General features: G+C 68.0%; 22 protein-coding genes and 3 pseudogenes. 14 read left to right on the top strand and 11 right to left on the bottom strand.

Going from position 1 to position 26,986, the window contains the following annotated elements:
- Positions 1-325: 325 nt before the first annotated feature.
- Positions 326-913: a hypothetical protein gene (locus ACFV3E_RS43825; RefSeq protein ID WP_500541744.1), complete on the bottom strand. Its 588-nt coding sequence runs from the start codon at positions 911-913 to the stop codon at positions 326-328.
- Positions 914-1,476: 563 nt separating this feature from the next.
- Here ACFV3E_RS43825 and ACFV3E_RS43820 point away from each other — a divergent pair.
- From ACFV3E_RS43820 to ACFV3E_RS43790, 7 genes are all read left to right on the top strand, one after another.
- Positions 1,477-1,830, top strand: a complete 354-nt coding sequence (locus ACFV3E_RS43820) for an SH3 domain-containing protein (RefSeq protein ID WP_500541742.1) — start codon at positions 1,477-1,479, stop codon at positions 1,828-1,830.
- 86 nt (positions 1,831-1,916) lie between these two features.
- A complete protein-coding gene (locus ACFV3E_RS43815; RefSeq protein ID WP_500541740.1) occupies positions 1,917-3,149 on the top strand; it encodes an MFS transporter in 1,233 nt (410 codons plus the stop codon).
- Positions 3,140-3,517, top strand: coding sequence for an SH3 domain-containing protein (locus ACFV3E_RS43810; RefSeq protein ID WP_500541738.1), 378 nt, complete (start codon positions 3,140-3,142; stop codon positions 3,515-3,517). Before ACFV3E_RS43815 ends, ACFV3E_RS43810 begins: the two co-directional genes overlap by 10 nt.
- A gap of 146 nt (positions 3,518-3,663) precedes the next feature.
- The gene (locus ACFV3E_RS43805; protein ID WP_500541736.1) at positions 3,664-4,404 is read left to right on the top strand and encodes an isopentenyl transferase family protein; all 741 of its coding nucleotides are present in this window, start codon (positions 3,664-3,666) and stop codon (positions 4,402-4,404) included.
- Positions 4,392-5,015 carry an LOG family protein gene (locus ACFV3E_RS43800; protein ID WP_500541734.1) on the top strand — a complete coding sequence of 208 codons (624 nt, stop codon included), beginning with the start codon at positions 4,392-4,394 and terminating at the stop codon, positions 5,013-5,015. The genes ACFV3E_RS43805 and ACFV3E_RS43800 overlap by 13 nt, the downstream gene beginning before the upstream one ends.
- Positions 5,012-6,211 carry an MFS transporter gene (locus ACFV3E_RS43795; protein WP_500541732.1) on the top strand — a complete coding sequence of 400 codons (1,200 nt, stop codon included), beginning with the start codon at positions 5,012-5,014 and terminating at the stop codon, positions 6,209-6,211. The genes ACFV3E_RS43800 and ACFV3E_RS43795 overlap by 4 nt, the downstream gene beginning before the upstream one ends.
- The gene (locus ACFV3E_RS43790; protein ID WP_500541730.1) at positions 6,208-6,900 is read left to right on the top strand and encodes an HAD-IA family hydrolase; all 693 of its coding nucleotides are present in this window, start codon (positions 6,208-6,210) and stop codon (positions 6,898-6,900) included. Before ACFV3E_RS43795 ends, ACFV3E_RS43790 begins: the two co-directional genes overlap by 4 nt.
- A gap of 371 nt (positions 6,901-7,271) precedes the next feature.
- Here the strand turns inward: ACFV3E_RS43790 and ACFV3E_RS43785 are convergent, their stop codons facing one another.
- The 8 genes and pseudogenes from ACFV3E_RS43785 to ACFV3E_RS43750 form a co-directional block, all read right to left on the bottom strand.
- Positions 7,272-8,504 carry an MFS transporter gene (locus tag ACFV3E_RS43785; protein WP_500541728.1) on the bottom strand — a complete coding sequence of 411 codons (1,233 nt, stop codon included), beginning with the start codon at positions 8,502-8,504 and terminating at the stop codon, positions 7,272-7,274.
- Between the two features lie 378 nt (positions 8,505-8,882).
- Complete coding sequence (locus tag ACFV3E_RS43780) at positions 8,883-9,926, bottom strand: serine hydrolase domain-containing protein (RefSeq protein ID WP_500541726.1); 1,044 nt, start codon at positions 9,924-9,926, stop codon at positions 8,883-8,885.
- A gap of 85 nt (positions 9,927-10,011) precedes the next feature.
- Positions 10,012-11,103, bottom strand: a complete 1,092-nt coding sequence (locus ACFV3E_RS43775; RefSeq protein WP_500541724.1) for a glycosyltransferase family 4 protein — start codon at positions 11,101-11,103, stop codon at positions 10,012-10,014.
- Entirely contained in the window at positions 11,100-11,636 is a 537-nt protein-coding gene (locus ACFV3E_RS43770; protein ID WP_500541722.1) for a dCTP deaminase, read from the bottom strand. Before ACFV3E_RS43770 ends, ACFV3E_RS43775 begins: the two co-directional genes overlap by 4 nt.
- Positions 11,636-12,168 (bottom strand): annotated as a pseudogene (gene dcd, locus ACFV3E_RS43765) (dCTP deaminase). The gene ACFV3E_RS43770 and the pseudogene dcd overlap by 1 nt, the downstream one beginning before the upstream one ends.
- Positions 12,165-13,394 carry a metallophosphoesterase gene (locus tag ACFV3E_RS43760; protein ID WP_500541720.1) on the bottom strand — a complete coding sequence of 410 codons (1,230 nt, stop codon included), beginning with the start codon at positions 13,392-13,394 and terminating at the stop codon, positions 12,165-12,167. Before ACFV3E_RS43760 ends, dcd begins: the two are co-directional and overlap by 4 nt.
- Positions 13,391-14,689 carry a carboxyvinyltransferase gene (locus ACFV3E_RS43755; protein WP_500541718.1) on the bottom strand — a complete coding sequence of 433 codons (1,299 nt, stop codon included), beginning with the start codon at positions 14,687-14,689 and terminating at the stop codon, positions 13,391-13,393. Before ACFV3E_RS43755 ends, ACFV3E_RS43760 begins: the two co-directional genes overlap by 4 nt.
- A 133-nt stretch (positions 14,690-14,822) precedes the next feature.
- Positions 14,823-15,206: an ATP-binding protein gene (locus tag ACFV3E_RS43750; protein ID WP_500541746.1), complete on the bottom strand. Its 384-nt coding sequence runs from the start codon at positions 15,204-15,206 to the stop codon at positions 14,823-14,825.
- Between the two features lie 365 nt (positions 15,207-15,571).
- On the opposite strand from ACFV3E_RS43750, the gene ACFV3E_RS43745 reads away from it, so the two are divergent.
- Together ACFV3E_RS43745 and ACFV3E_RS43740 are read left to right on the top strand one after the other, a co-directional pair.
- Positions 15,572-16,444, top strand: a complete 873-nt coding sequence (locus ACFV3E_RS43745; protein WP_500541716.1) for a helix-turn-helix domain-containing protein — start codon at positions 15,572-15,574, stop codon at positions 16,442-16,444.
- On the top strand, positions 16,445-16,675 hold the full coding sequence (locus ACFV3E_RS43740) for a DUF397 domain-containing protein (RefSeq protein WP_500541714.1): 231 nt from the start codon (positions 16,445-16,447) through the stop codon (positions 16,673-16,675).
- A gap of 626 nt (positions 16,676-17,301) precedes the next feature.
- Here the strand turns inward: ACFV3E_RS43740 and ACFV3E_RS43735 are convergent.
- Positions 17,302-17,499, bottom strand: a complete 198-nt coding sequence (locus ACFV3E_RS43735) for a hypothetical protein (RefSeq protein WP_500541712.1) — start codon at positions 17,497-17,499, stop codon at positions 17,302-17,304.
- Between the two features lie 591 nt (positions 17,500-18,090).
- On the opposite strand from ACFV3E_RS43735, the pseudogene ACFV3E_RS43730 reads away from it, so the two are divergent.
- Positions 18,091-19,355, top strand: a pseudogene (locus tag ACFV3E_RS43730) (IS701 family transposase).
- A gap of 522 nt (positions 19,356-19,877) precedes the next feature.
- Here ACFV3E_RS43730 and ACFV3E_RS43725 read toward each other — a convergent pair.
- Positions 19,878-20,276 (bottom strand): annotated as a pseudogene (locus ACFV3E_RS43725) (helix-turn-helix domain-containing protein); the annotation flags it as partial.
- Between the two features lie 2,774 nt (positions 20,277-23,050).
- Between ACFV3E_RS43725 and ACFV3E_RS43720 the strand changes: the two are divergent.
- The 4 genes from ACFV3E_RS43720 to ACFV3E_RS43705 all read left to right on the top strand — a co-directional run bounded on the left by ACFV3E_RS43720 (position 23,051) and on the right by ACFV3E_RS43705 (position 26,726).
- Positions 23,051-23,929 (top strand): ParA family protein, encoded by an 879-nt coding sequence (locus tag ACFV3E_RS43720; RefSeq protein ID WP_500541710.1) that lies wholly within the window; start codon positions 23,051-23,053, stop codon positions 23,927-23,929.
- Entirely contained in the window at positions 23,929-24,735 is an 807-nt protein-coding gene (locus tag ACFV3E_RS43715) for a hypothetical protein (RefSeq protein ID WP_500541708.1), read from the top strand. Before ACFV3E_RS43720 ends, ACFV3E_RS43715 begins: the two co-directional genes overlap by 1 nt.
- 902 nt (positions 24,736-25,637) lie before the next feature.
- Positions 25,638-26,252, top strand: coding sequence for a hypothetical protein (locus tag ACFV3E_RS43710; protein WP_500541707.1), 615 nt, complete (start codon positions 25,638-25,640; stop codon positions 26,250-26,252).
- Positions 26,253-26,306: 54 nt separating this feature from the next.
- The gene (locus ACFV3E_RS43705) at positions 26,307-26,726 is read left to right on the top strand and encodes a hypothetical protein (RefSeq protein WP_500541705.1); all 420 of its coding nucleotides are present in this window, start codon (positions 26,307-26,309) and stop codon (positions 26,724-26,726) included.
- The last annotated feature ends 260 nt before the right edge of the window (positions 26,727-26,986 follow it).

Here is a 26,986-nt window from a genome sequence, read left to right as displayed (position 1 = left end):
GCGCACGCAGGCGAGCAGGAACCGCTTGCCCAGGTCCACCCCTGCCGACCGCAGATGGATGATCTCGTCCTTCACGTCCAGCCGGGCCATGACCGGCTCCCTCCCACGCAGTGACGCATGAACGCGACGGGTGGCCCGGAGGGGTCAACGGGACGGAACGGAGACTGACACACGTGCTCCGGGCGCCGGACGGCGACCCTGGCACAAACCGTGGTTCCCTCAGCGACCCCCAAAACCATCCTGACTTACGAGCTCACCGGCATCGCAGTAGCACCGGCCTGACCGGGACACCCAGGCCCATTTTCCCAGCCACGGGGTGATCACGTCAGTGACTCTGGGTTCCTGACTTGAAGACTCGGTGCTGGCCCGGGCTGTCGAGGTCGACATACGCCGTGACCAGGGCGGGCCGGCCCAGTGAACGCAGCTTCTGAGCGACGCCGGCGTGGTCGTCGCAGTGGTGCCAATAGATGGCCTCGCCGCCCCAGAAGGACAGCAGCCGGCTCACGCCAGCTACGTCATGGGAGGTGGCCTCAGCGGAGAGCGTCAAGCTGACCTGGTCCTGCCTCTGCCCCAGCCGCTTCCGACCGGGGGCGACCATGCTCTGAGAACGCAGAACCTCGCGCTCCGCGTCAGTCAGATAGTCCCGCTCCCATGCTTCGTCCAGGCGGTGATCGACAAGAGCAACGTTGAGTGGGCGTAGTCCCCGAGCGCGGATGGCGTCGGCCTCGTGGTCGAGCAGTCTGGTCGCGTGCTGAGCCCGCAGAAGGTAGCCAGCGAGCAGGCCGAGGACCTGTGGCTCCCTTTCCTCCAATTCCAGGTCGACGTACAGATCCGGCTCTTTCGGCTTGGTTCCTTCGACGATCCCGTGGATGAGCTCTGTCAGCGGCGCGGGCCAAGTGCCGGGGGCGTCCACGTCCACAATGTGCCGACCGTCGGCAGCGTGAGGTAGTCCCATGGCACGGCAGTATTCCACCCCGTCATCGGCCTTGTAGTGGTCACCAGACGCCGGCCGTGATCGGGCGATGTCCCAAGGGATCTGCGCCAGAGCATCGGCCCGAGACACCTACCCGTGACCCGCAGGCACGAAGCGGGACGGGAGACACGAAGGCCCCTCCCGCTGACCACCTCGGCCCGGCATGCGTACCCGGCAGCTCTTTCCGCTCAACGAAATCCACACCGAAAGTCGATTTCAAACACTGGAATTAGCGATGTGCGGGCATTGCCTCATTTCCTCGCACGCCATTTCCGAAGCCTGAAAGTGAAGCCTTTTCGGTTTCGAAGGATGAAAGGGGGAGCTACGCAAAGCGCCTTGTGATTGTCGCGTCCTTGCCATTCGCGGTCCAGTGGTGGTCACGCGATGCCGCACGCCGGTCTTCAGCGGGACGATCCGCCGGCTGCGGCCATCGCACTCCGCTTCCTTCAATGCGACTGCTGCGTGCCCACCAGGGCTTAGGCGCGGCAGGGACGGGATCCACCATGAAGATCGGGCACACAGTCGCAACGGTTGCCGCCACGGCGGCCCGCATCGTCGGGGGGAGCGTGGCGCTCGCGCCGACGGCATCGGCCGTCGGTGCGTCGGCCTGCACCTGGAGTCCGTCGCCCCTCACCTTCAAGATCGACGGGAACGGGGTGAACTACAGGACCGGGCCGTCGACGGGCTACGCGTCCCAGGGCCTGCTCTACAAGAGCGACGGCTACATCTTCCGGGTCCAGTGCTACGGCGCGAAGAACCAGTGGGCTTACGGCTACCTGACCAAGCGGAGCGTGACCGGTCTGGCGAAGGGCCGGACCGGGTGGATCTCCACGCCGCTCCTCGGCTGGTACAGCTGACGGCCGCCTGACAACTCGCCCCACACCTCGGCCCACGCTCACCACGAAGCGCTGCCATCCTCCCCTTTCGCCAGGAGCTCCCTGCGATGACTCTGCCTGCAACAGCTCCACTGCGCCCAGCCGCAGCCACAGCGGCTGTCGGCTACGCCGCGGTGTTGCGCGCCCCGCACGTGGCACGGCTGATGCTGGCCACGCACGTCGGGCGGCTGCCGTGCGGCATGACGCCGGTGGCGCTGTTGTTCGTGGCGGCCGCCGACGGGGCGAGTCTGGCGCAGCGGGGGATGCTCGCTGCGGCCTATGGGCTGGCAGCCGCGCTCGGGCAACCGCTGCTCGGGCGCCTCGCCGATGTGCGGGGTCAGACGCTGCCGCTGGCCAGCGGGGCGGCGATCTCCGCCGGGGCGCTTGCTGCCGTGACGTTTCTGGACGCCACCAGGTGGCCCGCCGCGGTGTGCGTGGTCGTGGCCGGTGTGGCCAGCCCACCGTTGGAGTCGTGCCTGCGTGCGCTCTTGTCCTCGATGCTGCACGGGCGTCCGGCGGCGGTGAAAGCCGCGTATGCGCTGGACTCCAGCGCGCAGGGAAGCGTGTACGTGGTCGGCCCGCTCCTGGCGACGGTGCTGGCGACCACGATCTCCCCGGGTGCGGCTCTGCTCACCGTCACTGTGGTGGGCCTGGCCGGTGCCCTCGGGGTCGCCACCTCGCAGCCCTCCCGTAGCTGGCGGCCGCACCCGCACCGCGACCGCGACCTGCTCGGAGCCCTGCGGCCGGCCGGGATGGTTGTGGTCCTGGCAGCCTACTTCTGTGTGGGCGTGGCCTTGGGCGGGCTGAACGTGGCGGCCGCGGGGTCCGCGGACCGACACGACGCTCTGTGGCTGACCGGCGCACTGCCGGCGGCGCTGTCGCTGTCCGGGATCACCGGCGGCCTCATCTACGGTCGCTGGGCCTGGCCCGGCAGCCGCACCACCCACCTCCACGCGCTGGCCGGCCTCTTCGCGCTGGCGTGGATCCCTCTACTCATGGATCCCCCGCCGGTCCTGGCGCTCGCCCTGATCGCCGCCCCCGGCGGCATTTTTCTACCGCTGCTGACCGTCGGCTACCAGGCCGTGACCGACCTGGCCGCGCCCGGCACCGTCACCGAGGCCATCGACTGGCTGGTGTCCGCCATCAACTGCGGCCTCGCCCTGGGCACCGCGGCCGGCGGGCGCATCGGCCCCGGCTTCCAGTTGTGCGCAGCCGCGGCCCTCACCGCCGCCCTCACGCTGCTGACACACCCCAACCGCCCCACCCGACCTCACCACCGGGAGACCTCCCCATGCGTGTGACCACCAAGGCCCTCACCATCGCCGCGAGCGCGGCCGTCCTCCTCGGCGGCGGCATCGCCCTCGCCCCGACCGCATCCGCCGTCGGCTCCAGCGCCTGCACCACCAACATCAAGGACCAGGACGTCTGGCCCCTGGACAACGGCCTGCGCTTCCGCACCGGGCCGGGCACCAGCTACACCGCAACCGGACTGCTCTACACCTCCGACCGGCTCACCGCTCGCTGCCGCAAGGGCTCCTGGTACTACGTCAGCACCGACAGGAAGACGAAGACCGGCATCAAGGCCGGCACCTACGGCTGGGTCAGCGCCTCCTACCTCGACATCCAGATGTGCCTGCCCGAGAACGTCGAGTGCCCCTACAACCGGTGACCTCCTGACCCCGGCACTCCTATGAGCCGGTGCCGCCGGGCCGGGCCACCCCAACGCCCCTGTCCACGCCCGGCCCCGCGGCACCACCCCACCCATCCACCCCCCAACGGTCCGCTGCTACGGCGATCCGCGGCAGGAGGCACGCCTTGATCCCGATCCATCTCATCTTGGGCCCGACAGCCGTCGGCAAGACCGGCCGCTCCGTCGCGCTGGCACAGCGGCACGACAGCCCCGTCCTGGTGCTGGACCGTGTGCAGTGCCACCCGCAGCTGGCCATCGGCTCCGGCCGTCCCACCCAGGCCGAACTGCAGGACACCGTCCGCTACTACCTGACGGAGCGGCCGGTGCACCATGGCGTGATCACCGCCGGCGACGCCGTCGACCGCCTGGTCCACCACCGCAAGATGCTCCGCGACAGCGGCGTCGACCGCCTGATCCTCGAAGGCGGCTCCATCTCCATCCTCGCGGAGCTCCTCACCCGTGGGGACTGGTTCGAGGACGCCACCGTCGCGGTCGAATGCTGGCTGGAGTCGAGTGCCGGCGGATACGAGGCCCGGGTTGCCGAACGGGTGGAGCAGATGCTCGGCTACGGCGATGGAGCGGGCCGAACCCTGGTTGACGAGCTCGCCGACCTATGGCCCCATCCGGAAGCCCAGCCCCGGCTGTACAGCATCGCCGGATACCGCGAGGTCATCGACCTGTGCACCACCGAGGGCACCGACCCCATGCACCTGCGCGGCCTGCCCGCCCGGCTGCGCCGCGCCCAGTTCGCCACCGCCGTCACCGAAGCGCACCTGGACTACGCACGCCAGCAGCGCCGCGCTCTGGCCGATGCCCTTCCCGAGATGGCGATGCGCGGATTCGAGGTGGCCCTGTGCGAGATCTGACGGCCCCTGCCCCGCCCGTCCTGGACACCCCGTTCGATCCCGGCCGGCCGCTGCGGTGGACCGTGTTCTGCGGCTCGGCCACCGGCCGCCACCCCGCCTACGAGCACGCCGCCCGCACCATGGGCGGCCTGCTGGCGGCGGCCGGGATCGAGATCGTCTACGGCGGCGCCCGCATCGGCCTGATGGGGGCGCTCGCCGACACCGCTCTGGCCTCCGGCGGCCGCGTCACCGGTGTCCTGCCCGAGGTCCTCAACCGCGCGGACATCGTCCACCCCGGCCTGACTCATCTGGAGATCGTGGCCGACATGCCCGCCCGCAAAGCCCGGCTGTGCCAGTTGGCCGACACCTTCCTCGTCCTGCCCGGCGGGCTCGGCACGCTGGAGGAACTCGCTGAGATGTGGTCTTGGGCTCAACTGGGCCTGCACACCAAACCCATCGCGCTGCTCAACACCGCGAGCTTCTTCAGCCCGCTGCTGACCTTCCTGACCAGCGCTCAGCAGGCGGGGTTCCTCGCAATCCACGACCGCGACCTGGTGGTCGTCGACGCCGAACCTGCCCGGCTGACGACCGAAGTCCTCGCCCAACTGACACCCGCCGAGGCCAAGCCATGACCACCACCGCCCCCGCAGCCGCAGCCGCAGCACCGGTTGTCCACGATGCGCCGCCCGTCGCCGCTAGAAGGCTGCTGTCCGGCTACTTCGCCGGGCTCGGCGCGCTGATGGCGATCTGGGGCGCGAGGATGCCCGCGGTCCAAGCCGCCGCCCACCTGTCCGCAGGCAGCCTGTCCCTGGTGCTGCTCGCGGCGGCCGCCGGAATGGTGGCGGGCCTGTACGCCGGCGGCCGGATCGCCCACCGGAACGGCCCCGCCGCGCTGCTGACCGCACCGGCCGTGGCGCTCGCCGCTGCGCTGGCTGCCCTCGGCGCCTGCCGCACCCTGCCCACGCTCCTGGTGGCCGCGCTCGCCTTCGGCCTGGCTCACGGGCTCCTCGATGTCGGCGTCAACGTCGCCGCCGTCCGCTGCCAAGACGCCTACGGCCGCAGCATCATGTCGTCCCTGCACGCCAATTTCAGCCTCGGCGCGCTCCTGGGCGCGGCCGCGGCCGCCACCACCGCCCACACCGACCACGGCCGGGTCTTCCTGATCGCGGGCCTCGCGGCGGCCGCCTTGGCTCTGCTCACCGCACCAGCCGTCCGCAACATCACCGCCCTCCCCACGAACCAGCCGAAGAGCTCAGGCGGCTCCGCACCGGAGCTCGCCGCCCCGGGCCGTGGTCGGGCCGGGCTATGGCTGCTCGGAGCGCTGGCCGCGGCCTGCCTGCTGGGAGAGGGCGCGGCGGCCGACTGGTCCGCGGTCCACCTGCACGAACTGCACGCCACCGTGGCGGTGTCCGCATCGGCGTATGCGGTCTACAGCGCCGCCATGGCCACCGGCCGCCTTGCCGGCGACCGCCTCACCACCCGATACGGCGCAACCGCCCTGGTCCGAGCTGGCGCGCTCCTCGCCACCGCAGGCCTCGGTACCGGACTTATGGTCGGAACCACCTGGGCCGCACTGGCGGGCTGGGCGGCGCTGGGGCTGGGCCTGTCGACCACGGTGCCCGCCCTGATCACCGCCGCCGGGCGGCACGGCCCCCGTGCGGTCGCCGCCGTCACCGCCACCGGATACATCGGCCTGCTCGCCGGCCCGGCCGCCATCGGTGCCCTCGCCTCCCTCACCGGCTCCCTGCCTATCGCTCTCGCCTTGCCCGTCCTGCTCGCGGCCACCGTTGCCGCAGCCTCCCGACATGCCCTGGAGTCCCCCCGATGACCCTTCGTCCCACGGCCAACGCTTTGCAGGCCGTAATCCTCGATTACAACGGCGTGGTCGGCGTGCAGCCGTCGGCCGAGGCCTGGCAACACCTCGCTCACCTGGCCGGGTGGCCCGCCGACCGCACCCCCCAGTTTCAGCAGGCCTTCTGGGCGCGGCGCGACGGCTACGACGCCGGCGTCATCACCAACGCCCAGTTCTGGTCCTCCGGCCTGGTGCTGCGCACCGACCGCACCTTCGGAGACCTGCTGCCCGACCTCATCGCCACCGACGTCGCCATGTGGACCACCGTCGACCCCGCCGTCGTACACCTGCTGCGCGCCGCACACCGCGCATCGACCCGAATGGTGCTCCTCAGCAACGCCCCACACGTCGTCGCGGACGCAATCGACGTCGCCGAGTGGTCCTGCAGCCTGATGTCCCGCACCGTCTACAGCGCCCGCATCGGCATCAACAAGCCGCACGCCAAGGCGTATGAGTCCGCGCTCGCCGCCGCCGGCTGGCCCGACCCGGACAGGACCCTGTTCATCGACGACCGCAACGAGAACTGCGAGGCCGCCGCCCGGCTTGGGATGTGCACGCTGCACTACACCGGCAACCTCGCCGAACTCGCCCATCACTTGCCGCAGCTGCACCCCGCTCCGGCCGTGGTTCGGCCGGCCGGCGCCGCATCGTCGGTGGCCGCCTGACCACGACACGTCCGCCCACAGACGAGCCGGGCGCGACCAGGGCCTCCACCCTGGTCGCGCCCGGCTCTTGACGCTGTACGAACGTGAACCGGCGTCTACCACCACCAGGGCATACGCGGCCCCGAATGCGGCAATCCCAGATCGCTCTGAGCCTCCAAGCCGCACATCGTCGGCGTACGGAGGGGCGAGGCGCGATCGGACACTCCGGCCGACACCAAGGTCTGGGGGCGCTCGGTGGAAACGGCCGACGGCTGGGCCGCCGGGGCGGCTGATACGGCGGCGGCCGACTGCTGTACAGCCACCGGGGCGGGGCCTGGCCAGGGCACTCTGAGGAAGTTGGCAGTCACGACGATTCCTTCCGTACGACGTGGTCAGTGCGCGCCGGTGTTGCGGCGCAGGGCACGGGAGAGCGGGAGGCAGGCCGCGACACTCAGCAGGGCGCAGCCACCCAGGAGCGCGGCAACCAGCGGCCGGCCGCCGACGTTGAGAGCGATGGCGATGCCCAGCGGGGGTAGGGACGCCACTGCGGAGGCTGCGGAGATGACGGCCTGGTACCGGCCGACGGCGCCGTCCGGCGCGGCGGTGGACAGGTACGCGCCGATGGCGATGCTGTAGGCGACCTCGCCGGGCACCAGGGCGGCGCACGCGATCGAGTAGCCGAGCGTGGTGTGCTGGTATGCGGCGAAGCCGATGCCCGCGCCGAGGATGGCCGTCCCGGCCGCCAGGACGACGACGGGGGAGAACCGCAGGGTCTCGCCGCGGCCGATGAGGAGTCTGGTCATGGGCGGAGTGAGGACCAGGACAGCGATCGTGTTGGCGATCATCGCCGTGCCGTATGCGGTCGGCGGAAGCCCGTCGGCGGTCATCAGCAGCGGCAGGACCGACACCATGCCCCACGCGCACACCATGGCCGCCGTCGAGACCAGCGCGATCCATCGCAGGCCGGGGTCAGCGAGGACCTGGCGGAAGGTGACGTCCGTCCCCGGGTCCCCGTCCGGTGTCGTCCGGCGGGCAGCCAGCAGGCGCAGGGCCAGCAGCGCGAAGGCCAGGCACACGGCACCGTTGGCGATGAACAACGGCTTGTAGCCGTAATGGTGGGCCAGGTAACCGCCGAGCCCGCCGCAGATGGCGATGCCGACGTTGATCGTCCAGTACAGCGCGGTCTGGGCCCGGGCCCGGCCCCCGCCGGAAGCGATGTGTTCGTTGATCGACGCCGAGACCGCCGGACGGTAGGTCTCCATGGTCAGCCCGAGACAGACGGACACGATCAGCAGTGCAGGCAGCGACGCCACCAAGGTCAGGGCGACGCAGGAGATGGCGGCGAACGTCATCATGAGCACCAGCGCGGTGCGCTGGCCCGCACGGTCTGTGAGCTGGCCAGAGATGGCCTGGCCAAAGCACCAGCCGACGCCGAACAAGGTCATGGCCGCCCCAGCGGCGGTAGTGCCATGCGTGACGGAGACGTAGTAGCCCAGGAAATCCCAGGCGAAGCCGCCCGCTTTCACAGCCAGCGAGGCGGCGATCAGCGCCCAGACCACGGAGCGGCCCGCCCGGGCGGGCGCCGCGTGCCGGGCGAGGGTGAGGGGTGCATCAGTGGTGGCCACGGTCCGGTCCCCCTGCAGATCACGGATGGGTGCGGGCAAGACAGAAGGCGGCCGTGAAGTGCGGCCGCCTTCTGACCAGGGGGGCGACGCTCAGTTGGGGCGGACGGCCCAGAGCGGACGGATGGCCCGGTTCGGACGGGCGGAACGGTTGGGGCGCGCGGAGCGGTTCAGACGCATGGTTCCTCCGGTGTGTGAGGCCCCCGGACGTGGGGACGACCATCACGCTAGGAAGGGTTCGGCGGCCGGGGAACCGCGAACGCGCCGCTGAGGGCATGTCCGTTCGGCAGGTGGAAAATCAGGGGTGTGCATTTCGGCCGCTGGAATCCGTCGGGGCAGGTGCGGTGCTGCAACGGATCCAGCGTGGGGCGGCGCAGACCGTCACATGAACACGAATTCGCGAAAGTTGTTGCGGATGGCTGTCAGCGGCTCACGGTCACGGGTGAAGTACAGCTTGTTGGTCAGCAGGATGGCCCAGGTGCCGAGCTTGGGGGAGAGCCACATGCCGGTTCCGGTGAAGCCGTAGTGCACCCAGGTGCGGTCGGCGGGGGTGGTGTTGGGGGCGGGGTGCCAGAACAGTCCACGAACCGGTGTCAGCTTGCCGGTGTGTACGGTCAAGGACTCCTCTGTCCAGTCGGGTCCGAAACCAGGTGTGGCCGGGGCGGTGGACGGGTCGAGGAGGTAGCGCAGGAAGGCGGCGAGGTCGTTCAGGACGGAGAAGGCGCCTGCGATGCCACACACTCCGCCCAGGAGCCGGGCGGAGAAGTCGTGCGCTGTGCCTTTGAGGTGGGTGCCGGTGGTCTGGTCGATTTCGGTCGGGGCGCAGCGGGCGGCGAGGTCGGCGGGCAGCGGGCCGAAACGGGTGGCCTGCATGCCCAGCGGGGCCCAGACGCGTTCGCGGGCGAGCTGGTCGAGGGGTTGCCCGGAGAGGTGCTCGGCGAGGTAGCCGAGGATGAGGGCGGCCCGGTCGGTGTATTCCACGGCCTGGCCAGACGGGCGGTGCAGGGCTTCGGTCAGCACGCCGGCGCGGATGATGCCCGGGTCGGTGCCGTAGAGATTCTTCAGCTGGGCGCGCAGCGGGACGCCGGCCGTGTGAGTGAGTAGTTGCCGGGCGGTGACCTGTTCGAGCGGGTGCCCGGTGACTTCGGACCAGAAGCCGCCCAGGGGTTCGTCCAGCGGCAGACGGTCGTCCTGCCAGAGGCAGCCGATGGTTGACCACACGGCCAGGATCTTGGTGAGGCTGGCCACGTCGAAGACGGTGTCGGTCCGCATCGGATGGGCGGGACGGGTGGGGTCGAGCAGTCCCACGGCGCCGCTGGCGCTGGTGCCTGTGGCGTCGCCGACCGCCCAGACGGCGCCCGGGTAGACCTGATCGTGGACGCCGTCTTCCAGCAGCTGGCGAATGCGGTCGGTGCTGGGTGTCATGGTCTCCCCGAATTTCTTGTGGGTGGGCTGCCCCGCGCCAGCGTAGTCACGCCGGGCGGGGCGGGGCGGGTGCGGCACGAGCTGGTCAGGTGAGCTGCTTACCGAGGTCCGTCAACGCCGCGGCCGTGGCGCTGAGCGGGTAGCGTGCGGCGTTGGCCAGTCCTGCAGCCCGCAAGGCAAGCAGCAGGTTCGGCGAAGCTTTGATGCGTTCCAGGTCGCGGGCGGCTACCTGGGGGTCGGAGAAGTCGGTGGCCAGAGCCGAAGTGCCCAGCGCGTCGCGCAGCCCGGGTACCGGCTGGTAGACGACGGGCAGCCCGCAGGCTTGTGCTTCCAAGGCAACCAAGCCCATCGCTTCCAAGGTGGTCGAGGGCATGATCAGCGCGTCGTGGTCGGCAAATGCGTTCCACAACTGCGGCCGCCGCAGCCAGCCGAGGTACCGGGGGCGTACGCCGCACCGCTTCAGCACCGGCGCCAGGGCCTGAAACTCATGGCGCGGGGCGGCCACGGACAGCTCGATGCCAGCCGTGGCGGTCAGCGCCCTGACCATGTGTTCGCCGCCCTTCTCGGCGGTCAGCCGCCCCGCGTACAGGAGCCGCAGCGTGCCTCGAGGATGCTGCAGGCGCGCGGGCGGTGGGGTGGTCAGGAGACGGTCGGGGATGCCCCAGGGGATCTGCACGATCTTGCCGTGATCGGTGTGCGGTGCCAGCCGGATGAGGCGGTCGGCCATCGCGCCGGTGGGGACCACGATGGCGTCGACGTGGCGGGCGGTTGCGTGCAGGATCCGCAACTGGTCGCGGTGGGCTTCGGCGAATAGCAGGTCGGTGCCGTGCACGAGGGCGATCCGCGGGTGCTGCGGGAAGGCCCGGATCAGCGCCGGGGTGGCCCCGAAGGCCAGGTGCTGCAGGTGGAGGACTGAGATGTCCGCCGGGTCGATCGCTTCCCGCAGGGCCTGGCGCAGCCTGGCAAGGTAGTGCTGGAAGGCGGAGCCGTTCAGGCATTTGCCGTCTAACGTGAGCAAGTTCAGGCCCGCCGGGACATCTGGCTTCTGTCCCGCGGGCTGGAGCATGAATGCGCGGCTTGGGATGAGCGGCGGGGCGCCGGTGTACAGGTCGAGGAACAGCTCGACGCTGCCGCCGGGACTGCCGGCGGGAAGGTCCAGAAACGTCGCCACTGTCATGCGGTGCCCCCGTCGATCTCTTCGTAGAGGCGGGAGATGTCGATGCCGTCGGTCGACTGGTACTTGAAACCGGGCTGCTGGTAGCTGGTGGGGCCACCGAAGGTCTGCAGGAAGATCAGCTTGCCGAAGGTCATCCCGGGATAGACCCGCACGGGCCTGGCGGCCCGGATCTCCAGCGTCCAGCGGATGGCGTGGCCGACGTGCCCGAGCGGGGCGGAGACGTGCACCCAGATGCCGAGGCTGCCGGTGGAGCGGTCACCGTTGAGCATCTGCGCGTACCGCTCGGAGCCTGTTCGCTCCAGCGTCACCCCCAGGTACAGCACGCTCGGCTGGAGGACGAATCCGGTGGCGGGGATGGTGGTTTCGCTGAAGGGGGTGGGGGCGGCTGCGTCGAGGTTGCCGTCGCAGATCCTTAAGGTCTCACCCAGCCGCCAGTCGTAGGCGTTCGGTGACAGGCGGCCGGGGTCGAAGGGGCCGATGGCGATCTCGCCTGCGTCGACCGCTGCGGCGATCGCTGGACCGGTCAGGATCATCAGGCCACCGCTCCGCTGGCCAGGTCACGCCAGTAGCCGGACGGCTGTGGGCCGAGCGCGGCCTGGTACTTGCCCTGGTAGAGGTCGACGGGGCCGACGGAGACGAAGAACATGATCTGCCCGATCTTCATCCCCGGGTAGACCCGTAGCGGCCGGGTGGGGTGAGCATGAGCGTCCACTGGCCGTGGAAGCCGATGTCGCCGATGGGGGCAGTGATCTCGACGAACAGGCCGAGGCGGCCGACGGAGGAGCGGCCGAACAGCAGCGGCACGAAGGTGTCGGAGCCGACCTCTTCCTGGGTGTGACCGAGGTAGAGCTCGCCGGGCTGCAGCACATACCCCTCGGAGTCGATCACGACCGGCGTGGTCGGGTTGGGTCGGTGGGCGTCGATGACCGGGTCGGTGTAGGTCAGCAGAGTGGAGCCGAGGCGCATGTTGTAGCTGTTGGGATTGACCTGTCCGGGCTCGAATGGGGTGATCCGCAGGCGGCTGTCGCGGACAGCGGCGGTGATCTCCGGTCCCGTGAGAATCACGTCGGAGCTCCTTCCTCGGTGACGGTGAGGGGATCGCAAAGCACGCGGGCGACAGCCTGCCCGAGCGGCAGGACGGGCGAGGGCGTGCGGCCGCCGAGCATGCTTTCGGCCAGGTAGCCGGTGGTCAGCACCGTGCGCACACCCGGCGGGAGCGGATCGGGGGCCAGCACGAGGGGACCGGCCCGCTCGGTGAGCCGGGCCGCCAGGCCGGACAGATCGGCGACGACGGAATCGGGCACGATCGCGTGGACGAGCTGGTTGCCGAACGGTTCGATGGCCAGGAGCTCGTTCAGGGTCAGGGTCTGCCCGAGCGGCACCGGCCGCAGCGCGGTCTCGTTCAGCACGACGGCGTCAGCGCCGAAGCCGGTGTGCAGCCGCCGGGCGACTTCCGACAGTACTTCGTGGCGGTCTGCCATCCGGCCGCGCCAGCGTTCGGCGATACGACCGAGGGGAGCGGCGAGTTCGGCCTGCAGCGCCTCGATCTGTCGGCCGATAGGCTCCAGGTCGGCCGGCAGCCTTGCCGCGGTGGGGAAGCGACAGGCGCGGGCGGCCCAGCCTGCCCCGACCGACTCGGCGACGGCGTAGCCGGCAGCGAGCTCGGCGCCCTTGACCACCAGGGTGCGCCCGACCGATTCGGGCCCGTAGCGGTCGCTGTGGCAGTGCCCGGCGAAGATCACGTCCAGGAACGGGCACTGGTCGGCCAGTCGCAGGTCGCCCTTGAAGCCGGAGTGCGACAGCAGCACCCAGGCGTCGACCTGGTGGTGGTGTTCCAGCAACAGCTCGACCAGCGCGCGGGCGGGATCGGTGACCTGGTGACCGGCACGATCGGCAGTGGGGATGGCATCAAAGGCCTGCGGGCTGATGACCGCGGTCACCGCGACCGTCCGGCCGCCGATCCAGGCCCGGTGCATGCGGCGGAACAGCGGCTTTCCCGTGGCGGCGTCGACGGCGTTGGCGCACACGGTCAGCTCGCGGAGATCAGGCTCGAAGTGGTGGCTCCAGCCGTGGTTGCCCGGCGCGAGGACGTCGTACAGCGACGTCAGGATCGCCTGCTCGGCGTGGCCCCGGCCGAGCCGGTAGTAGCCGGTGCCTTCGAAGAAGTCTCCGCAGTCCACGATCAGCGACCGTCGACGCTCGGCATGCAAGTGGGCCAGCAGGGGCACAGCGTCACCGAGTTGGGAGTGCACGTCGGTGGTGGCGATGATCCCTCCCAGGTCACGCTTCACGCGGTGACCTCCCGCAGGTCGGCTCCGAGAGCGCGGAGCTTTGCGGGGAGGTCAGCGTGGCCGCGCTGGAGCTGGCCCAGCCCCCGGATCGTGGTGGCACCGCGGGCGGTCAGCGCGGCCACCATCAGGGCGGAGCCGGTGCGAATGTCGGTGGCCTCCACTGCTGCGCCCGTCAGGCGCTGTGGGCCGGTCACGCGGCACTGGGTCGGCGAGAGTGTCTCGAAGCGGGCGCCGAGGCGGGCGAGCTGGGACAGCAGGTTGTCGTGCCTGCCGGGGTTGATGGAGTCAGCGAACAGGTGGGTGCCTGGCAGACCTAAGGCCAACGCCAGCAGCGCGGGTTCGAAGTCGGCGTCCAGGCCCCCCGGGGATAGGGAAGCGACCGCCCTCAGCGCCCGGCCCGTCGGGTTGCCGCCGCCGTGCACGACCACCGCGCGGTGCTCGCACGCGGCCGGGATACCCGCCAGGTTCAGGGCCGCGACAACGGCGGCGACCTCGTCCCCACGGACCCCTTCGATCCGTCCCGACCCGCCGGTCGCGGCGATGGCGCAGGCCAGCGTGCCGGCTTCAATCTTGTCGCCGGGCACGGTCCAGGTCACCGACGGCCGGGGGTGGGCCGGCGGTTCGACGGTAAGTGTGTCGGTGCCGAGGTCGATCCCCCACCCGGCCTCGGTCAGCGCGCTCAGCATGCCGGTGAACTCAGGGGAGTGGTTGGGGTTGGTCAGCCGCAGCCGCTGGGCGCCGACCACCGCGCGCAGGACAGCCACGACGCGCGCTCCCCGGGATCGGAACGGCAGCTGTACCGACACTTCGCCGGGTGCGTGGCCGGCCGCGGTGATCTGGTAGCCGCCGTCGCCGGTGTCGACCTTGTCGCCGAAGGCGGAGTAGACCTGGAAGTGCACCTCCATGCCTCTCTCGCCGATCTGGCAGCCGCCGGGCCAGGGCAGGCGGGCCTGTGCACAGCAGGCCAGCAGGGCGGGCACCATGTAGTACGAGGCACGGATGCGGGCGGCCTCGGGCAGCTCGGGCACGGGCGTGGACGGGGGCGTCAGCGCGAGGGCGTGCGGATGGCTGACAGAACGGGTCAGTTGGTACCCGGAGCGCTGGAGCAGCGTCAGCATTGCCGTCACGTCCGCGCTGCCTGGGACGTTGTCGAGATGGACCGTACGGCGGGTCGCCGCAGCGGCGGCCAGCAACGGCAGCGCTGCGTTCTTCGAGCCGTCGACGGTCACCAGTCCGGCCAGCGGGCGACTCGGACGGACGGTGACGGCAGGGCTGGTGGTCAGGACATCTGTCATGGACAACCTCCGGTCAGAGATCGAGGTGAGGAGTGGACGTGTGAGGTGGTCGCGGTTGTGCGGTGGTCTTCGCGACGTAACGCTGGACCGGCTGTAGCGGGGCGACCGTCCTTGCGGAGTCGCAGCGGGTTCCTCACGGGGCGAAGCCAGTGCGCGGCAGCGTGGCGGTGATCTGCTTGCCGGTCGCGGTCGGTTCGACGGTCCACCCCGGGGCCAGGGCATCGAGGATCCACAGACCTCGTCCCGACTCGAACCGGCCGTTGTCCGGCCGTACCGCGTGCCGATGGGGAACTGCGGACGGCTCCGGATCGTGCACCTGCACCTGAATCTCGTCTGGCGCGCTGATGATCTGCACGATCAGCGGTGCCCAGGGGCCGCACAGCCGCACGGCATTGCCTGCCAGCTCGCTCGCCACCAGCCGGGCCGTCTCGGCGACCTGGTCGTCCGCCCCGGCTGAGACGACCGTGTCGAACACGGCGGTGCGCATGCGCCGTAGGTGGTCGGGGCTGGCACTCATGTGCAGCACGAACCCGCCGGGGCGTAAGGCAAGGAAGTAGCCGCAGTCGGCGACCTGAAGTGGGCCAGCAGCGTGCGACACGGATGGTGTGGGACTGCGGAGTGCATCGTGCATGGCGTGTGCTCCCCGGCGACGAAGTGAGAAGCCGACCGTGGATCGCCCAGGTCGGCCTACGGGTGGGGCGGCAGGCACGTCGCGGCCGGTGCTCAGCGCTGCAGGCAGCGACGCAGGCCATGCGACGCGATCAAGCCGTTACGTATGGCGACTACTGACATCATGCCCCTACGGCAAGAGTTGGACAACATGTCCCACAAAGATTCCCGGGGTTGATTGTCCTTCGGCCCTGCGGCCGACACACTGTGCGCATGGCGCTGAAGAGAAGTCCCGCCCTGAAGTCGGTGTATCGACGACAACTCGCAGCCAAGCTCAAAGAGTTGCGGGAGCAAGCAGACCTGACGATGGCCGAGGTCGCGGCCGCGATCGAGATCAACCAGGGTTCACTGAGCCGAATCGAGAGCGGAGATCGAGGCACAACGCCCGTGCTGGTCAAGGCGATGCTCGAGTGCTACGGCGTCAGCGATTCAGCCACTCGCGACGACGTCCTGGACCTGGTCCGCGCAGACCAAGCACAGAGGCAACAGTGGTGGCGCAAATACTCCGCGGTCATCAACACCACCCAGTACGGCGGCTACCTCGCGCTGGAGTCCAGTGCGACCACCTTGCGGAACTACGAGACCGAACTGATCCCAGGCCTCCTGCAGACCGAGGAGTACGCGCGGCAGGTGATCATCTCGATGCGGGTCGACCTGGACGACAAGGGTGTCGAGGCCCTGGTGAAGGTCCGCATGAACCGCAAGAACCTGCTGGCCGGCGAGGACGCCGTCAAACTCTGGGCCATCATCGACGAGGCCGCGTTCCGCCGGATCGAACCCACGCCGCAGGTACTACGCGGCCAGTTGGAACACCTGCAGACGGTGATGACTCAGACCAACATCACGGTGCAACTTCTGCCCTTCACTGCGGGGTTCCACCCGGGACTCGACGGCTCGTTCGTTCTGATGGGGTTCCCGGAGCCCAACCCTGATGTGGTGTGGATGGAGAATGGCCGCCACTCGGTGTACTTCGAAGGACCGGACGATGTGGAGCGCTACACCGAGGCCTTCGACCACTTGCGGGCCCTGGCCCTCGGTCCGCCTGAGACCCGCAGCCGTCTCGACAGCATGATCAAGGAGTTGTGAGTGAGCACGACCAAGCCCGACCCCGCTGGACTGGACTTCTCTGGCGTTACCTGGGAGAAGAGTCCGTTCAGCGGCGGGAGCGACAACTGCGTGGAGTTCGGCACCATTGGCGGCCTGATCGCCGTGCGGGACTCCAAGCGGCCTGAGCAGACGCCGCTGCTCTTCACGCGCGATGAGATCGCAGCAATGATCGCTGGCGCAAAGCACGGGAGCCTCGACCACCTGGCTTGAGGAGACTCCCAGCGACACAGCAGGCGGAAAGACGGCGGCCGACCCCAGAGAAAGTGGGGTCAACCGCCTCGCCGCGGCGCACCCCGCCGCAATGTCCCCCAATCCCTGAACCGCCCCCGACGGGCACACACAAGCAGCAACGGCCAGCGCTGCACCTCCAGGGTGAAGGCCGTCACTCGCTCGTCTCGGCAGCCTCTGCTGCGACCGTGACGGCTGAGTCAGCGGGGGATGAGTCTGCCGTGTAATACACAGTCCCCCCTTGCCGTGACCGCTGACCCGGCCCTTGGCAACCAGCTGCTCCAGGGTGCTGCGAACCACCGGGGTTCGCACAGGCCGGTCGGGAAGAGCTTCGGAAAGGTCAGTGGTCACCTCGGCGACCGTCCGAGGCTGCTGGTGCTGCAGCAGTCGCTCATGGATCACGGCGCCCAGGGTGGGGCCCTTGGTCGCTCCGGCAGCCTGTCCACGGGCGGCGCCGGCCGCCGTCTTCCCACGCCCACCTCGCCCCGCGGCGTTGCCGCGCGCGGTTCGGGGAGCGGGAACCCCCTGGGGCTGGACGTTCGTCTCAGTCGGCCCACCCTCGCCTTGAGTGACGCCCTGATCGGTGTCCGGCGTCCCTGACTGACCGTTCAGGGTGCTGGTAGGGTGGTTTCCAGCCAGACAGCCTCCCGCTCCAGCTTGGCCAGGTGCTCCTGCCAGCGCTGGATGGCGTCGTGGGCCTCGGACCGGGCGGCGGTGTTGCGCGTCAGGTCCTCATCCAGGCGGCGGACGTACTCCTGCTGGATCGTGGGGTCATCGGCTGGAGGGCTGGCGATGTCCTGGGGCATGGGCGTCTCGCTCTCGTCACTGAGGGTGTGCCTGATGCCGGATGGTACTCATCACATGGCGCGCGCAGTGGCCCGAGTGAGATGACCACCTGAACCGACGATTCACCACGGTTGTTGCAGCACCCGCAGCTTCAAGCCCCGCGGACTTGCCGGAACCAGCGCCCGAGAGCCGACCGTCGGCCCCCTTCCCTCACATCGGCGGGCAGGAACGCGGGCAGTGCGCGAAGCATTTCGTCTGGCGAGGCGCTGTTCCCGTCCGTGGCGGATGCGTCACCGTTCGCGGGAGTCGCAACGGCTCCTGGTGACGTACCGGCACGATTGTGCGGGGCGGCTGGTCGTGCGGCGTGGTCACCGCTACGTCCCGCGGTGCGGCTTGGGCGGCTGTTGACGGGAGGCGGGCATCGGGGGTCGTTTGCTGCCCGTCGTCACCAGTGGTCCAGTAGGCGAGCTGCCAGTGCTCGTCGACCCACAGCCGTACCTGAGGCAGGGTGCCGCCGTAGAAGATCTGCCACTCGCCGATGGCTAGTAGTGCTTGGTCAGGTCGGCTGAGTCTGTGCGTGTCCTTGTGGGTTGGTTGGGCGTTGGGAAGGTGTGAGTCCGGACGAAGTTGCGGTGGTGCGTGATGAGTTGGAGGCGTTCGCGGCGGAGGTGTTCGAGCCGTTCGCGCGCAAGGATCAGCGCCGGTGGGGGCAGGTGTATCTGCGTGGTCTGATGACTGACGCGCGGCGCAAGTCGATCGAGCCGATGGCAGCTCGGCTGGGAGAGGACGGCAACCGGCAGGCGCTGGCCCACTTCATCACCACCAGTCCGTGGGATCCGGCCCATCTGCGGGCCCGTCTGGCGTGGAAGATGGAATCGGCGATCCGGCCCACCGTGCTGGCCTTGATGACACCGGGTTCCTGAAGGACGGCAACGCCTCGGCGTGTGTGTCACGGCAGTACACCGGCACCGCGGGCAAGGTCACCAACTGCCAGGTGGGTGTCTCGCTCCATCTGGCCCGTGACCATGCCTCGGCAGCCGTGAACTGGCGGCTGTTCCTGCCCGAGGCCTGGGATCCCTCCTCGCCGAAAGCCGACGCGGACAAGGTCGCACGCCGCACGTCCTGCGCGATCCCCGAGGACGTCGGCCATGTCGAGAAGTGGCAGCTGGCGCTGGACATGGCCGATGAGACCCGCTCCTGGGGGATCGATGTGCCGCTGGCGATCGCGGACGCCGGATATGGGGATGCGGCGGCCTTCCGGCTCGGCCTGAACGCGCGGGGCATGAACTACGTGGTGGGGATCTCCAGCACGCTGTCGGCCCAGCCCGGCCATGCGGCACCGGTCGCCGAACCGTACTGCGGGACCGGCCGGCCACCGGTGCCGAAATACCCCGAGCCCGCCCGCTCGGTGAAGGAACTGGTCATCGCAGCGGGACGTGGCGCGGCACGGCCGGTGCAGTGGCGCGAGGGATCTCGGCCCGGCACCGGCCGCTCAGGCGTCAAGCGGATCTACTCCAGGTTCGTCGTCCTGCGGATCCGCCCCGCCGGACGTGAGATCCGGCAGGCCACCGACGGCGTCGAGCTGCCGGCGTGCTGGCTGCTGGCCGAGTGGCCCGCGGGCGAGAAGGAGCCGGTCCAGTTCTGGCTGTCCGACCTGCCCGAGACCACCGCGCTGACCACCTTGGTCCGTGTCGCCAAGCTCCGCTGGCGCATCGAGCACGACTACCGGGAGATGAAGCAGGCCTTGGGCCTGGCCCACTTCGAGGGCCGGACCTGGAACGGCTGGCACCACCACGTCACCCTCGTCTCCATCGCCCATGCCTTCTGCACCCTGCAACGACTGACCCGAGCCCCAAAAGACGCGGCGCCGGCCTGAGCCTCTACCAGGTCGTCCGTGACCTGCAGATCCTCCTCGCGACCTGGACCGGCGCCTGCCCCACCTGCCACCGCGACATACCCACCCCAAATACCGACCTGACCAAGCACTACTAGCGCGGTGGCCCCTCTGCGATCACCACGGCAGACGGCCAGCCGCCAGCGGTGTCCAGCAGGCTGGTGGGCGCCCCCGTCGCGCCATCGGTGAGCGTGTATTCCGGGGCTGGCATCGCAGGACGGAAGCGCCCAAGGCAGTCCTCCGGGAGCGAGGAGGAAGTCTGCGCCGTGCTCCCTGCCACCCCACCTTAGCTTGCTGTTTAACCTTGTTGCTGTTTCAAGCGGACGTGTTCGGTGAGGGTTTCGACTCGTTTCAGGGTTTTCCCGGGTTCGTAGCGTGGTGCTGGGCTGCGGTTTTGTGATCCTGGTGGGCGTCCGGGACCGGGCTTCGAAGGTTTCGGCACGTTGGCGGGACAGGGCGTCTTCGCGCGGAGGTGCCGGAACCCCCGGCGGACCCGGGCCGGGGATGCATGGGCGCTTCGCGCTGCCACCGGCGGTACTTGCGGGGATGCTGCTGTTCCCGGGTGCGGACCAGGCCGCCGCGGGAGAGAACCCGGGGGACCGTGGCCCGCGACGGCGCCGAGTCCAGCCCGCGGCCAGCCAGCTCGTGGGAGATCCGGCGGGCACCCCAGCGAGGATGTCGGCGGCGCAGCTCGCAGATCTCGGCTTCCACCTCGGCGGACAGGCGGGTGGGGCTTTTCCGCGCGCGCCGGGAGCGGTCCAGTAGACCGGGCATGCCCTCCTGCTCGAACCGCCGCCGCCAACTGTGCAGGGTCTGACGCGAGGTGCCATACCGGGCCGCGACCTCACCGATGGGAGACCCGCCCAGCACCTCGCGGACAGCCCGGTAACGGTACTCGGCCAACTACTGTACGAGGGCGTGCAGGGGCAGACTGTTGTGTGCGGTCATCGTGCTGATCTCCTTCGAGGCTTCGACACTTCGAAGATCAGCCGGTGGCCGTTTGTCTATGCAGGCACCAACCCGGACGCCGGAGCAAACCCCCGCATCAGTTCCAATCCGTTACACCACTTCCAAGGACGCAACCCCTGCCTCACCTTGAGGTGCGCTCTCACTTCAGGCGCCAGCGTGGTCATCCTGGTCCTGCGGTCATTGACAACATCGCCCAATGACCTGCAGAAATCACTGTAGGCGCCTCTGCGGGCCTAACTCGCTCCTCTGTGACCAATCACCCCGACAGGCCCGAGTTCGGCCGCCAGAAGAGAGTTTCCAAATAACCGCAGGTCAGGGGCCCACTGAAGGTCGAAGTGGTGTGCCATTTAAGAGGATATGGCTGATACGTGGATCGAGGGCGGCCCTCTGCGCGGGACGGCGCTGCGGGGTCTCAACGTCACTCGAATGGCCGCTGATTCGAAGCTTGGTTCGCCTTACGCCAAGGGATCTTCAGCAGGATTCTGATGGCGCGCGGTAGGGCGAGTGGCCCTGCACGTTCGACACACGGTGCCTTCCGAGCGTCGCTGTCGACAAGGCCGTCTCGCCTTGGGGGACTTCACAGGCGGCCGAGTCAGGTGCGGGTCTTCTTGCACCCTTGGGCGCCAGAGGGCTGGCGCCCGACGCTGGAGCACGTGTCCCAGTTCAGGTCACGCGGACGGTGATGTGGCAGCCCGCTAGTCCGATACTCGTGCACGGGTGGACTTGGTACACGGTCCATCCGGCTGGAGCATCACGAGCTGCAGACCTCGCGCGTCTGATGGGTTCGGCCGATTGCATCGCGATGGGTCGGAGGGGATTGTCAGCACCGGTTGAGCGTCCTCGACTCTTCTCCTACTGGCCCGGGACACCGTGCCTGAGTATGGGTCGTCAGGACGTCCTCCGACTACAACGCGCATAGCCCCTTGCCTCGTAACGGCATTCGGCGATAGTGCCACCCTACGGCCACGTCTTCTGTCGCGGACTGCACCTGTGCATGCAACGAAGCCGTTGGGTTCGTTGGCCGATGCCGGCGCCACTTTTGGTATCCCTGCTGGCTCATGCAGGCTGCGCTTGGCCCGGGCCGAGACCAGACTCTCGATACGCGGAGACCTTCGGTGCCTGCACTTCTGCTCTGATACTGGCATACCTTTGTCGCCTGGATTCGCTCGGCGGGCTCCTGGTGCAGCGCACAACTCAGCCACGGCCGGCAGGACCTCGCATGCGGTTGTAGCTACTCGCAGCGCATCGTCATGCAGTCGACACCAAGGATTCGCGACGGTGGGAAGGCTTGTCTGTACGACTCTGGACAGAATGACGGTCCGCAAGCCGCCGCAACGCTTGCCGTCCATGTGTTTCGTCCATGTCGACATCCTTCACCATGATGACGGACCGGACGGCGACCCTCAGGTTCTGTAGATGAAGCCCAGTTCTCGCACCTGGATCGTTCAGGCTGAGATTTTCGCGAGCCTCAGCCGATCAGCACCACTGGGAACGCGCGCTCAATGGGGTGCATTTCTCGCCACCATGGGACTGGCGTCACGTTGGAGTTGTGTCCTGACATGCGGAGACGCAAGCGGTCGTCGCGGTCCGCAGGCAGCCTTAGACCGTTCCCCTCCAGCCCGACCTCTGAGGCGCCCCGCCGATGCCGCATTCCTGGATCAAACTCCATCCGACCTGCTATTTTGTCACTTTGATGAGGTAGGCAAACGTCGGAACAAACACAGAAACAAACGCGTCAGCATGTGTGTTGACCAACATGATGACCTGCGTCTTGACCGGCATGAAGGGATGCGAATTCTCAGGCAAGTGAAGTCGACATCAGCCCGAGCGATCTTCTCGCATGTTCTATGCGATGCTAAAAGCCCTGCCGAACCATCCCCCTAGTGCGAGCGCAACAGTACGCATGCAGGCACGTGAGCCCGTGCGATGGCACACACGCACACGTGCGTGCTTACCTTTATGAGATTCCCCCGGTCGAACCTCAGGCGCACAGGCGTGTTCGCTTCCTTGATGACACACAGGTGGCCTTCCTGCTGACAGGAAGGCTGACCGGCCTGCTTTTCGTTGGGTGGTACGCAAGGTAGAAAGCCAGACATGTACACCGATCCACATGACCGTTATACGGCCAGTTCGAGTCCCGGCTGTACGCCCGATTCACCAGAACGTCGGCAGTCACGGTCCAAGCCATGCTTGACGCTATGACGGACCTTGTGTATGCCCCACTGATGGGAGGCACGTTTGATGGCCCGTCGGCAGCGTGAGCCTGCATCACGTTTATATGAAGGTCGCCCGATGGGTTCTCACCTACGCCTTCAAACAGGTTTCCTGGCGTGAGGCCACACAGGTGCCACTCCGGAAAGGCAAACCGGTGAGCACATCGGCACGCTGATGTGCCGACCTAGCGGTCCGCCGAGACGTGCCCATGCAGGCTTTCCGGCGGTTCCGTAGGTGTGCGTGGTCGTTGGTGTGCATACGAGCCCGCAAGACGACCTACCGGACGGTGGGGGAGTGGAATATAACTTCGTCTTGCCCCCCGTCTGCTACGTGTGGCCACAGACCTGTTGGACCACAGGCGTCACCATATGTACTCTCACGTGTTGATCGTCAGGTCGATCGGCGTGTTACCATGCCTTCCGACCTAGCGCTCTGCGATGATGCCTTGCGCCCGCCTGGGCCTTCCCGACAGCTGGAAAGTGAGCCCACCACCGATGAACGTGTCCGACTCAGGGATCGACTACGACCACTTCGGTCGGGTCTTCATGTCCGGGAACGGCAAAGGCGGGGTCGGCAAGACGAGCCTGACCGCGAACGCCGCCGCCAAGACGGCCCGCGAGGGGCTCCCCACCCTCGCCATTGACGTGAACGGGCAGGGGAACATGCATCGCGACCTCGGCTACGGCAGGCAGGACCAGGGAAAGGCCTTCGCCGAAGCGATGGCCGACGGCAGCCCTCTCACCCCCGTCCAGGGCGTCCGCGAGAACCTCGATGTTGTCGTCGGCGGTCCAGAGATCCGCAAGATCAACGGCATCGTCCAGGACATCGCCCGAACCGACGGTTTGTACGAGGCCTACTTGCGATTCGCCGTCTGCCTACAGCCGCTGCTTCCGCGATACGGCGCCATCTTCATCGACACGCCTCCCGAGAACCCTGATCTCTTGCGCTTGTGCCTCCTCGCGTCACGCTATGCCGTGGTGCCGGTGAAGTACGACGCTGCTTCCCTCGACGACGGCCTCAGTGACTTCGGACAGGCGTTCAAATTTGCGGTCGGGATCAACCGCCAGCTCCGCATACTGGGTGTCGTCCACGCCTTCTCGCCTCGAAACGCGACGCGCATCCACGAGGACATCGAGAAACGATCAAAAGAGATCCTGGGCCGGCACGCCTACGTGTTCCCTCGCGCGGTCGCGCACTCCTCCACGATGGCGAACCTCATCCGCGAGCGCGGACGTACGGCCTACGAGTTGGAGCAGGACCGCAAGGCAGGCGACAAGACTATTCCGGAGGCTGCGGGGGGACTCGCCAAAGACTACGAGGTCCTCGTGAGCCAGATCTTCAGCCGTGCCAACGACATCTCTAAGGCCGTCTGATGCCCAAAAACCAGACGAACGAATCAGTCACGGCTGACGGCCAGGAGCCGGAGAAGGGTGCACTCGAGAACCTTTTCGATGCCCCAGCGGACGACAGTGACCCCACGGCCGGCGATAACCCCTTTACGAGTTGGGCCGCGGCTCCCACGCCCGTCGCATCGCCGCCAGCAACTCCACGACGCCCCCGCGCCGTCCCGCGACAGGTCCCCGATCCTGAACCGGAGGCGGAGCCTCAGCCTCAGTACATTCCCGACGCCGACGCGGAGGGCGCTCTTCCCCGAAACGGCCAGGTCGGCTTCCGTCTCAGCCAGGAAGTCGCCGACCTCCTCAAGGCTTTCCGTCAAGCCCAGGACCTCACGGTCACCGAGGTGGTCATCATGGCGCTGGACCACATCGCGGACGAGATCCCCGATGTAATGGAGCGCGCGAAGATGCCTGCCCGAGTCCAGCCGCGGCGTAGTCGCTTTGCGCCTCGCGGCGAGCAGGGCCCATTGAAGGGCACTGGCCCCATCCAACGGTGGTGGCAGCCCACGAGGGACGACATGCGTGTCCTCCGTCAGATGGCCGCCGAGGCCTCGGTCCGCGACAAGCCCGGAGTCCTGATCGCCGTGGCCCTCAACGAGTTCCTCCCGGGTACCGCCATGAACATCGCGGGTGATCTGCGCCGGAAGCTGCAGGAAGATGCGTCGTACGCGATTCCTGGCGAGGTCGCCTTGACCCGGACATTTGAAGTGTCGCGGGAGGTCGCTCGCCAGGCCGTAACCCAGCTTCAGGTCGAAGGGATCGTGCCCGCCAGCGACTCCTGAAGTTCTACCGCTCGTGCCGGGGGTCCCGCCGCCGAGGTGGCCGGACCCCCGGTATCTTCTCATCCGTACTGTTCAGTCACTGCTCGGACTGGTAAACCATCGCTGACCACGTACTCGGTCACCACAGAACGGCAACCGTAGTCCGCCAGCACTCGCCCTGGCACGTGAGTGGCCACCTCAGCCAGCGACTACAGCAACCACTCTAGTTTGCCTTTCCCGTTATGGCTGGCACCCCCCGAGACTCAGGACCGCTGGTGCCGCCTACGGTCCGCGCGGTGCGCACTGACCCGCACGCGAAGCCTCCTCAGCCACTTCGGGTCCCAAGTCCGCGGGTTCGGGTACGAGGCACAAGCCAGTGGGGACCTGTTCTTTAGGAAGAGGACCCTCCTTCAAATTCCGCTCTGACCAGGGCAGTTGGTTGCCAGGTGTTGTCGCTCACGACACCTTTGGCATCGGTAGCTGTTAATGGGGTCCTCACGTTTGGACCCAGAACTCAACTAGGAGTGGAGTTTTGCTGTGGAGGTGCGCCGAAAGTTCACACGTCACGTTTTACCAGCTCAGGGGTGGTCCACCGCCTGCATGGAACCGGCCCACTCGCACTGAGTCCCGCTGGTAAATGTACTCACGACTCGACGCGGAATCTCAAGCTGAGGTGGAGTTCAGAGCTCTCCACGCCACTAAACTCCACCCTGTGTGGAGTATCTAGGCCGCTTGCGCGGATCCCCTTGGGTTCGACTCCTTCCGGCGCGCCGCTGCAACAAAAGCCAAGCTGGCGTTGATTTATGGGATAAGGTCTTGATCGCCTGAGTAAACGAGGAGGTCATGTGTCACCTGATCCACAGGCCAGACGAGGGGCTGGTGGGCCGCGACGGCTGCCGGACGAAGCGGCCTTTGACGACATCTTGATCAAGCTGGGCCAGCAGCTCGGCGAGAAGGCCCAGTCGTCGGAGGGTCCGCGAGGTCGGCGGCTGCAGAAGGTCACTTTCGAGTACGACTCCGACCCTCGCACGGTCCACAACATGGCGGGGGACACCGGCTACAGCCTGGCCAGCAACTGGTTCACGCAGTTCCTCGCGCAACTGGCCGTCGCCAACAGCATCACGAAGTCCCAGCTCTGCGTCTTCTTGTTCGTGGCCGGTGGCCAGGTCCCGGGGACGGGTATCGCCCAGTACACCCAGCAAGAGATCACCAACGGTCTCAACCGCCTGGCCGAACGCAAGCCGGAGGCCAAGCCCATTACCCGGGCGACGGTGAACCGCGCCATCAAGGCGCTGTGCACCTACAACTGGCTCGAGCGGGCTGGCAACGGCAAGATCCGTCTCAACGTGCGGCTCTGGTTTCAGGGGAACAGCGCCTCTCAGCAGCGGGTGCTGGAGCAGATCGCGGATGCACACGACCACGACCCCAGCGCCTTCCCATACTCCGTTGGCCCTGTAGAAGGCCACCAGGAGGCTCTCGACCTTGGCCTCGAAGAGGATGCCAGCCCCTCGTATGGCAAGGGGGCACGCACGGGGTGATAGTGCTCGTACGTCGTCTGTGTTCGGAGCGGTTGCTCGGAGGAGGGCTGTGTAGTGGCTGAAGTCATCTCCCCGATCGTGGGGGAGCGTATCTGGGCATTGCCCGTTTCGGGTGCTGCAGTGAAGTTTCTGCAGTATTTGATCTACCGTTCCGAATTTGGCGGTGAAATCCCGGTTCGACAGGTAGACATGGCCCGGGAGTTCAAGATCACGCCGCAGGCTGTCAGCAATCACATGGCACAGCTCTGCGACTTGAACATCGTGCTGCGGCCTTACCGCGGTGACGGACGCGGAGGGAACAGCTACCGGCTCCATCCCCTTGCTGCCAAGTACGAGAGCCACGACAGCATGGTGGCCGCCTTCCGACACGCTCTGAACCAGATTGCCGCAGGGGACATGCCGAACCTCCGGCTGCCCCAGTACTCGTCGGTCCCCCCGGCAGAGGGCCGCAACCCGGGCCTTCACGTGGCGTGAGAGCAAAACAGAGGCCCTTGCCAGTCACCTGGCAAGGGCCTCTGCGCCTGAGTAACAAGGTTATGCTGACCACTATACCTGGGTCCTTGGCGCCGCGCCCGCACGGCGACGACCCGGTATTTTGCCTCGACCCGCATGGCCGGGCGAAGGCTTGGGTGCATGGATCTAGTAGTGCTTGGTCAGGTCGGTATTGGGGTGGGTATGTCGCGGTGGCAGGTGGGGCAGGCGCCGGTCCAGGTCGCGAGGAGGATCTGCAGGTC

The organism is Streptomyces sp. NPDC059718 (assembly GCF_042733315.1).
Lineage (GTDB): Bacteria > Actinomycetota > Actinomycetes > Streptomycetales > Streptomycetaceae > Actinacidiphila.
This window is presented reverse-complemented; position numbering and strand designations above follow the sequence as displayed.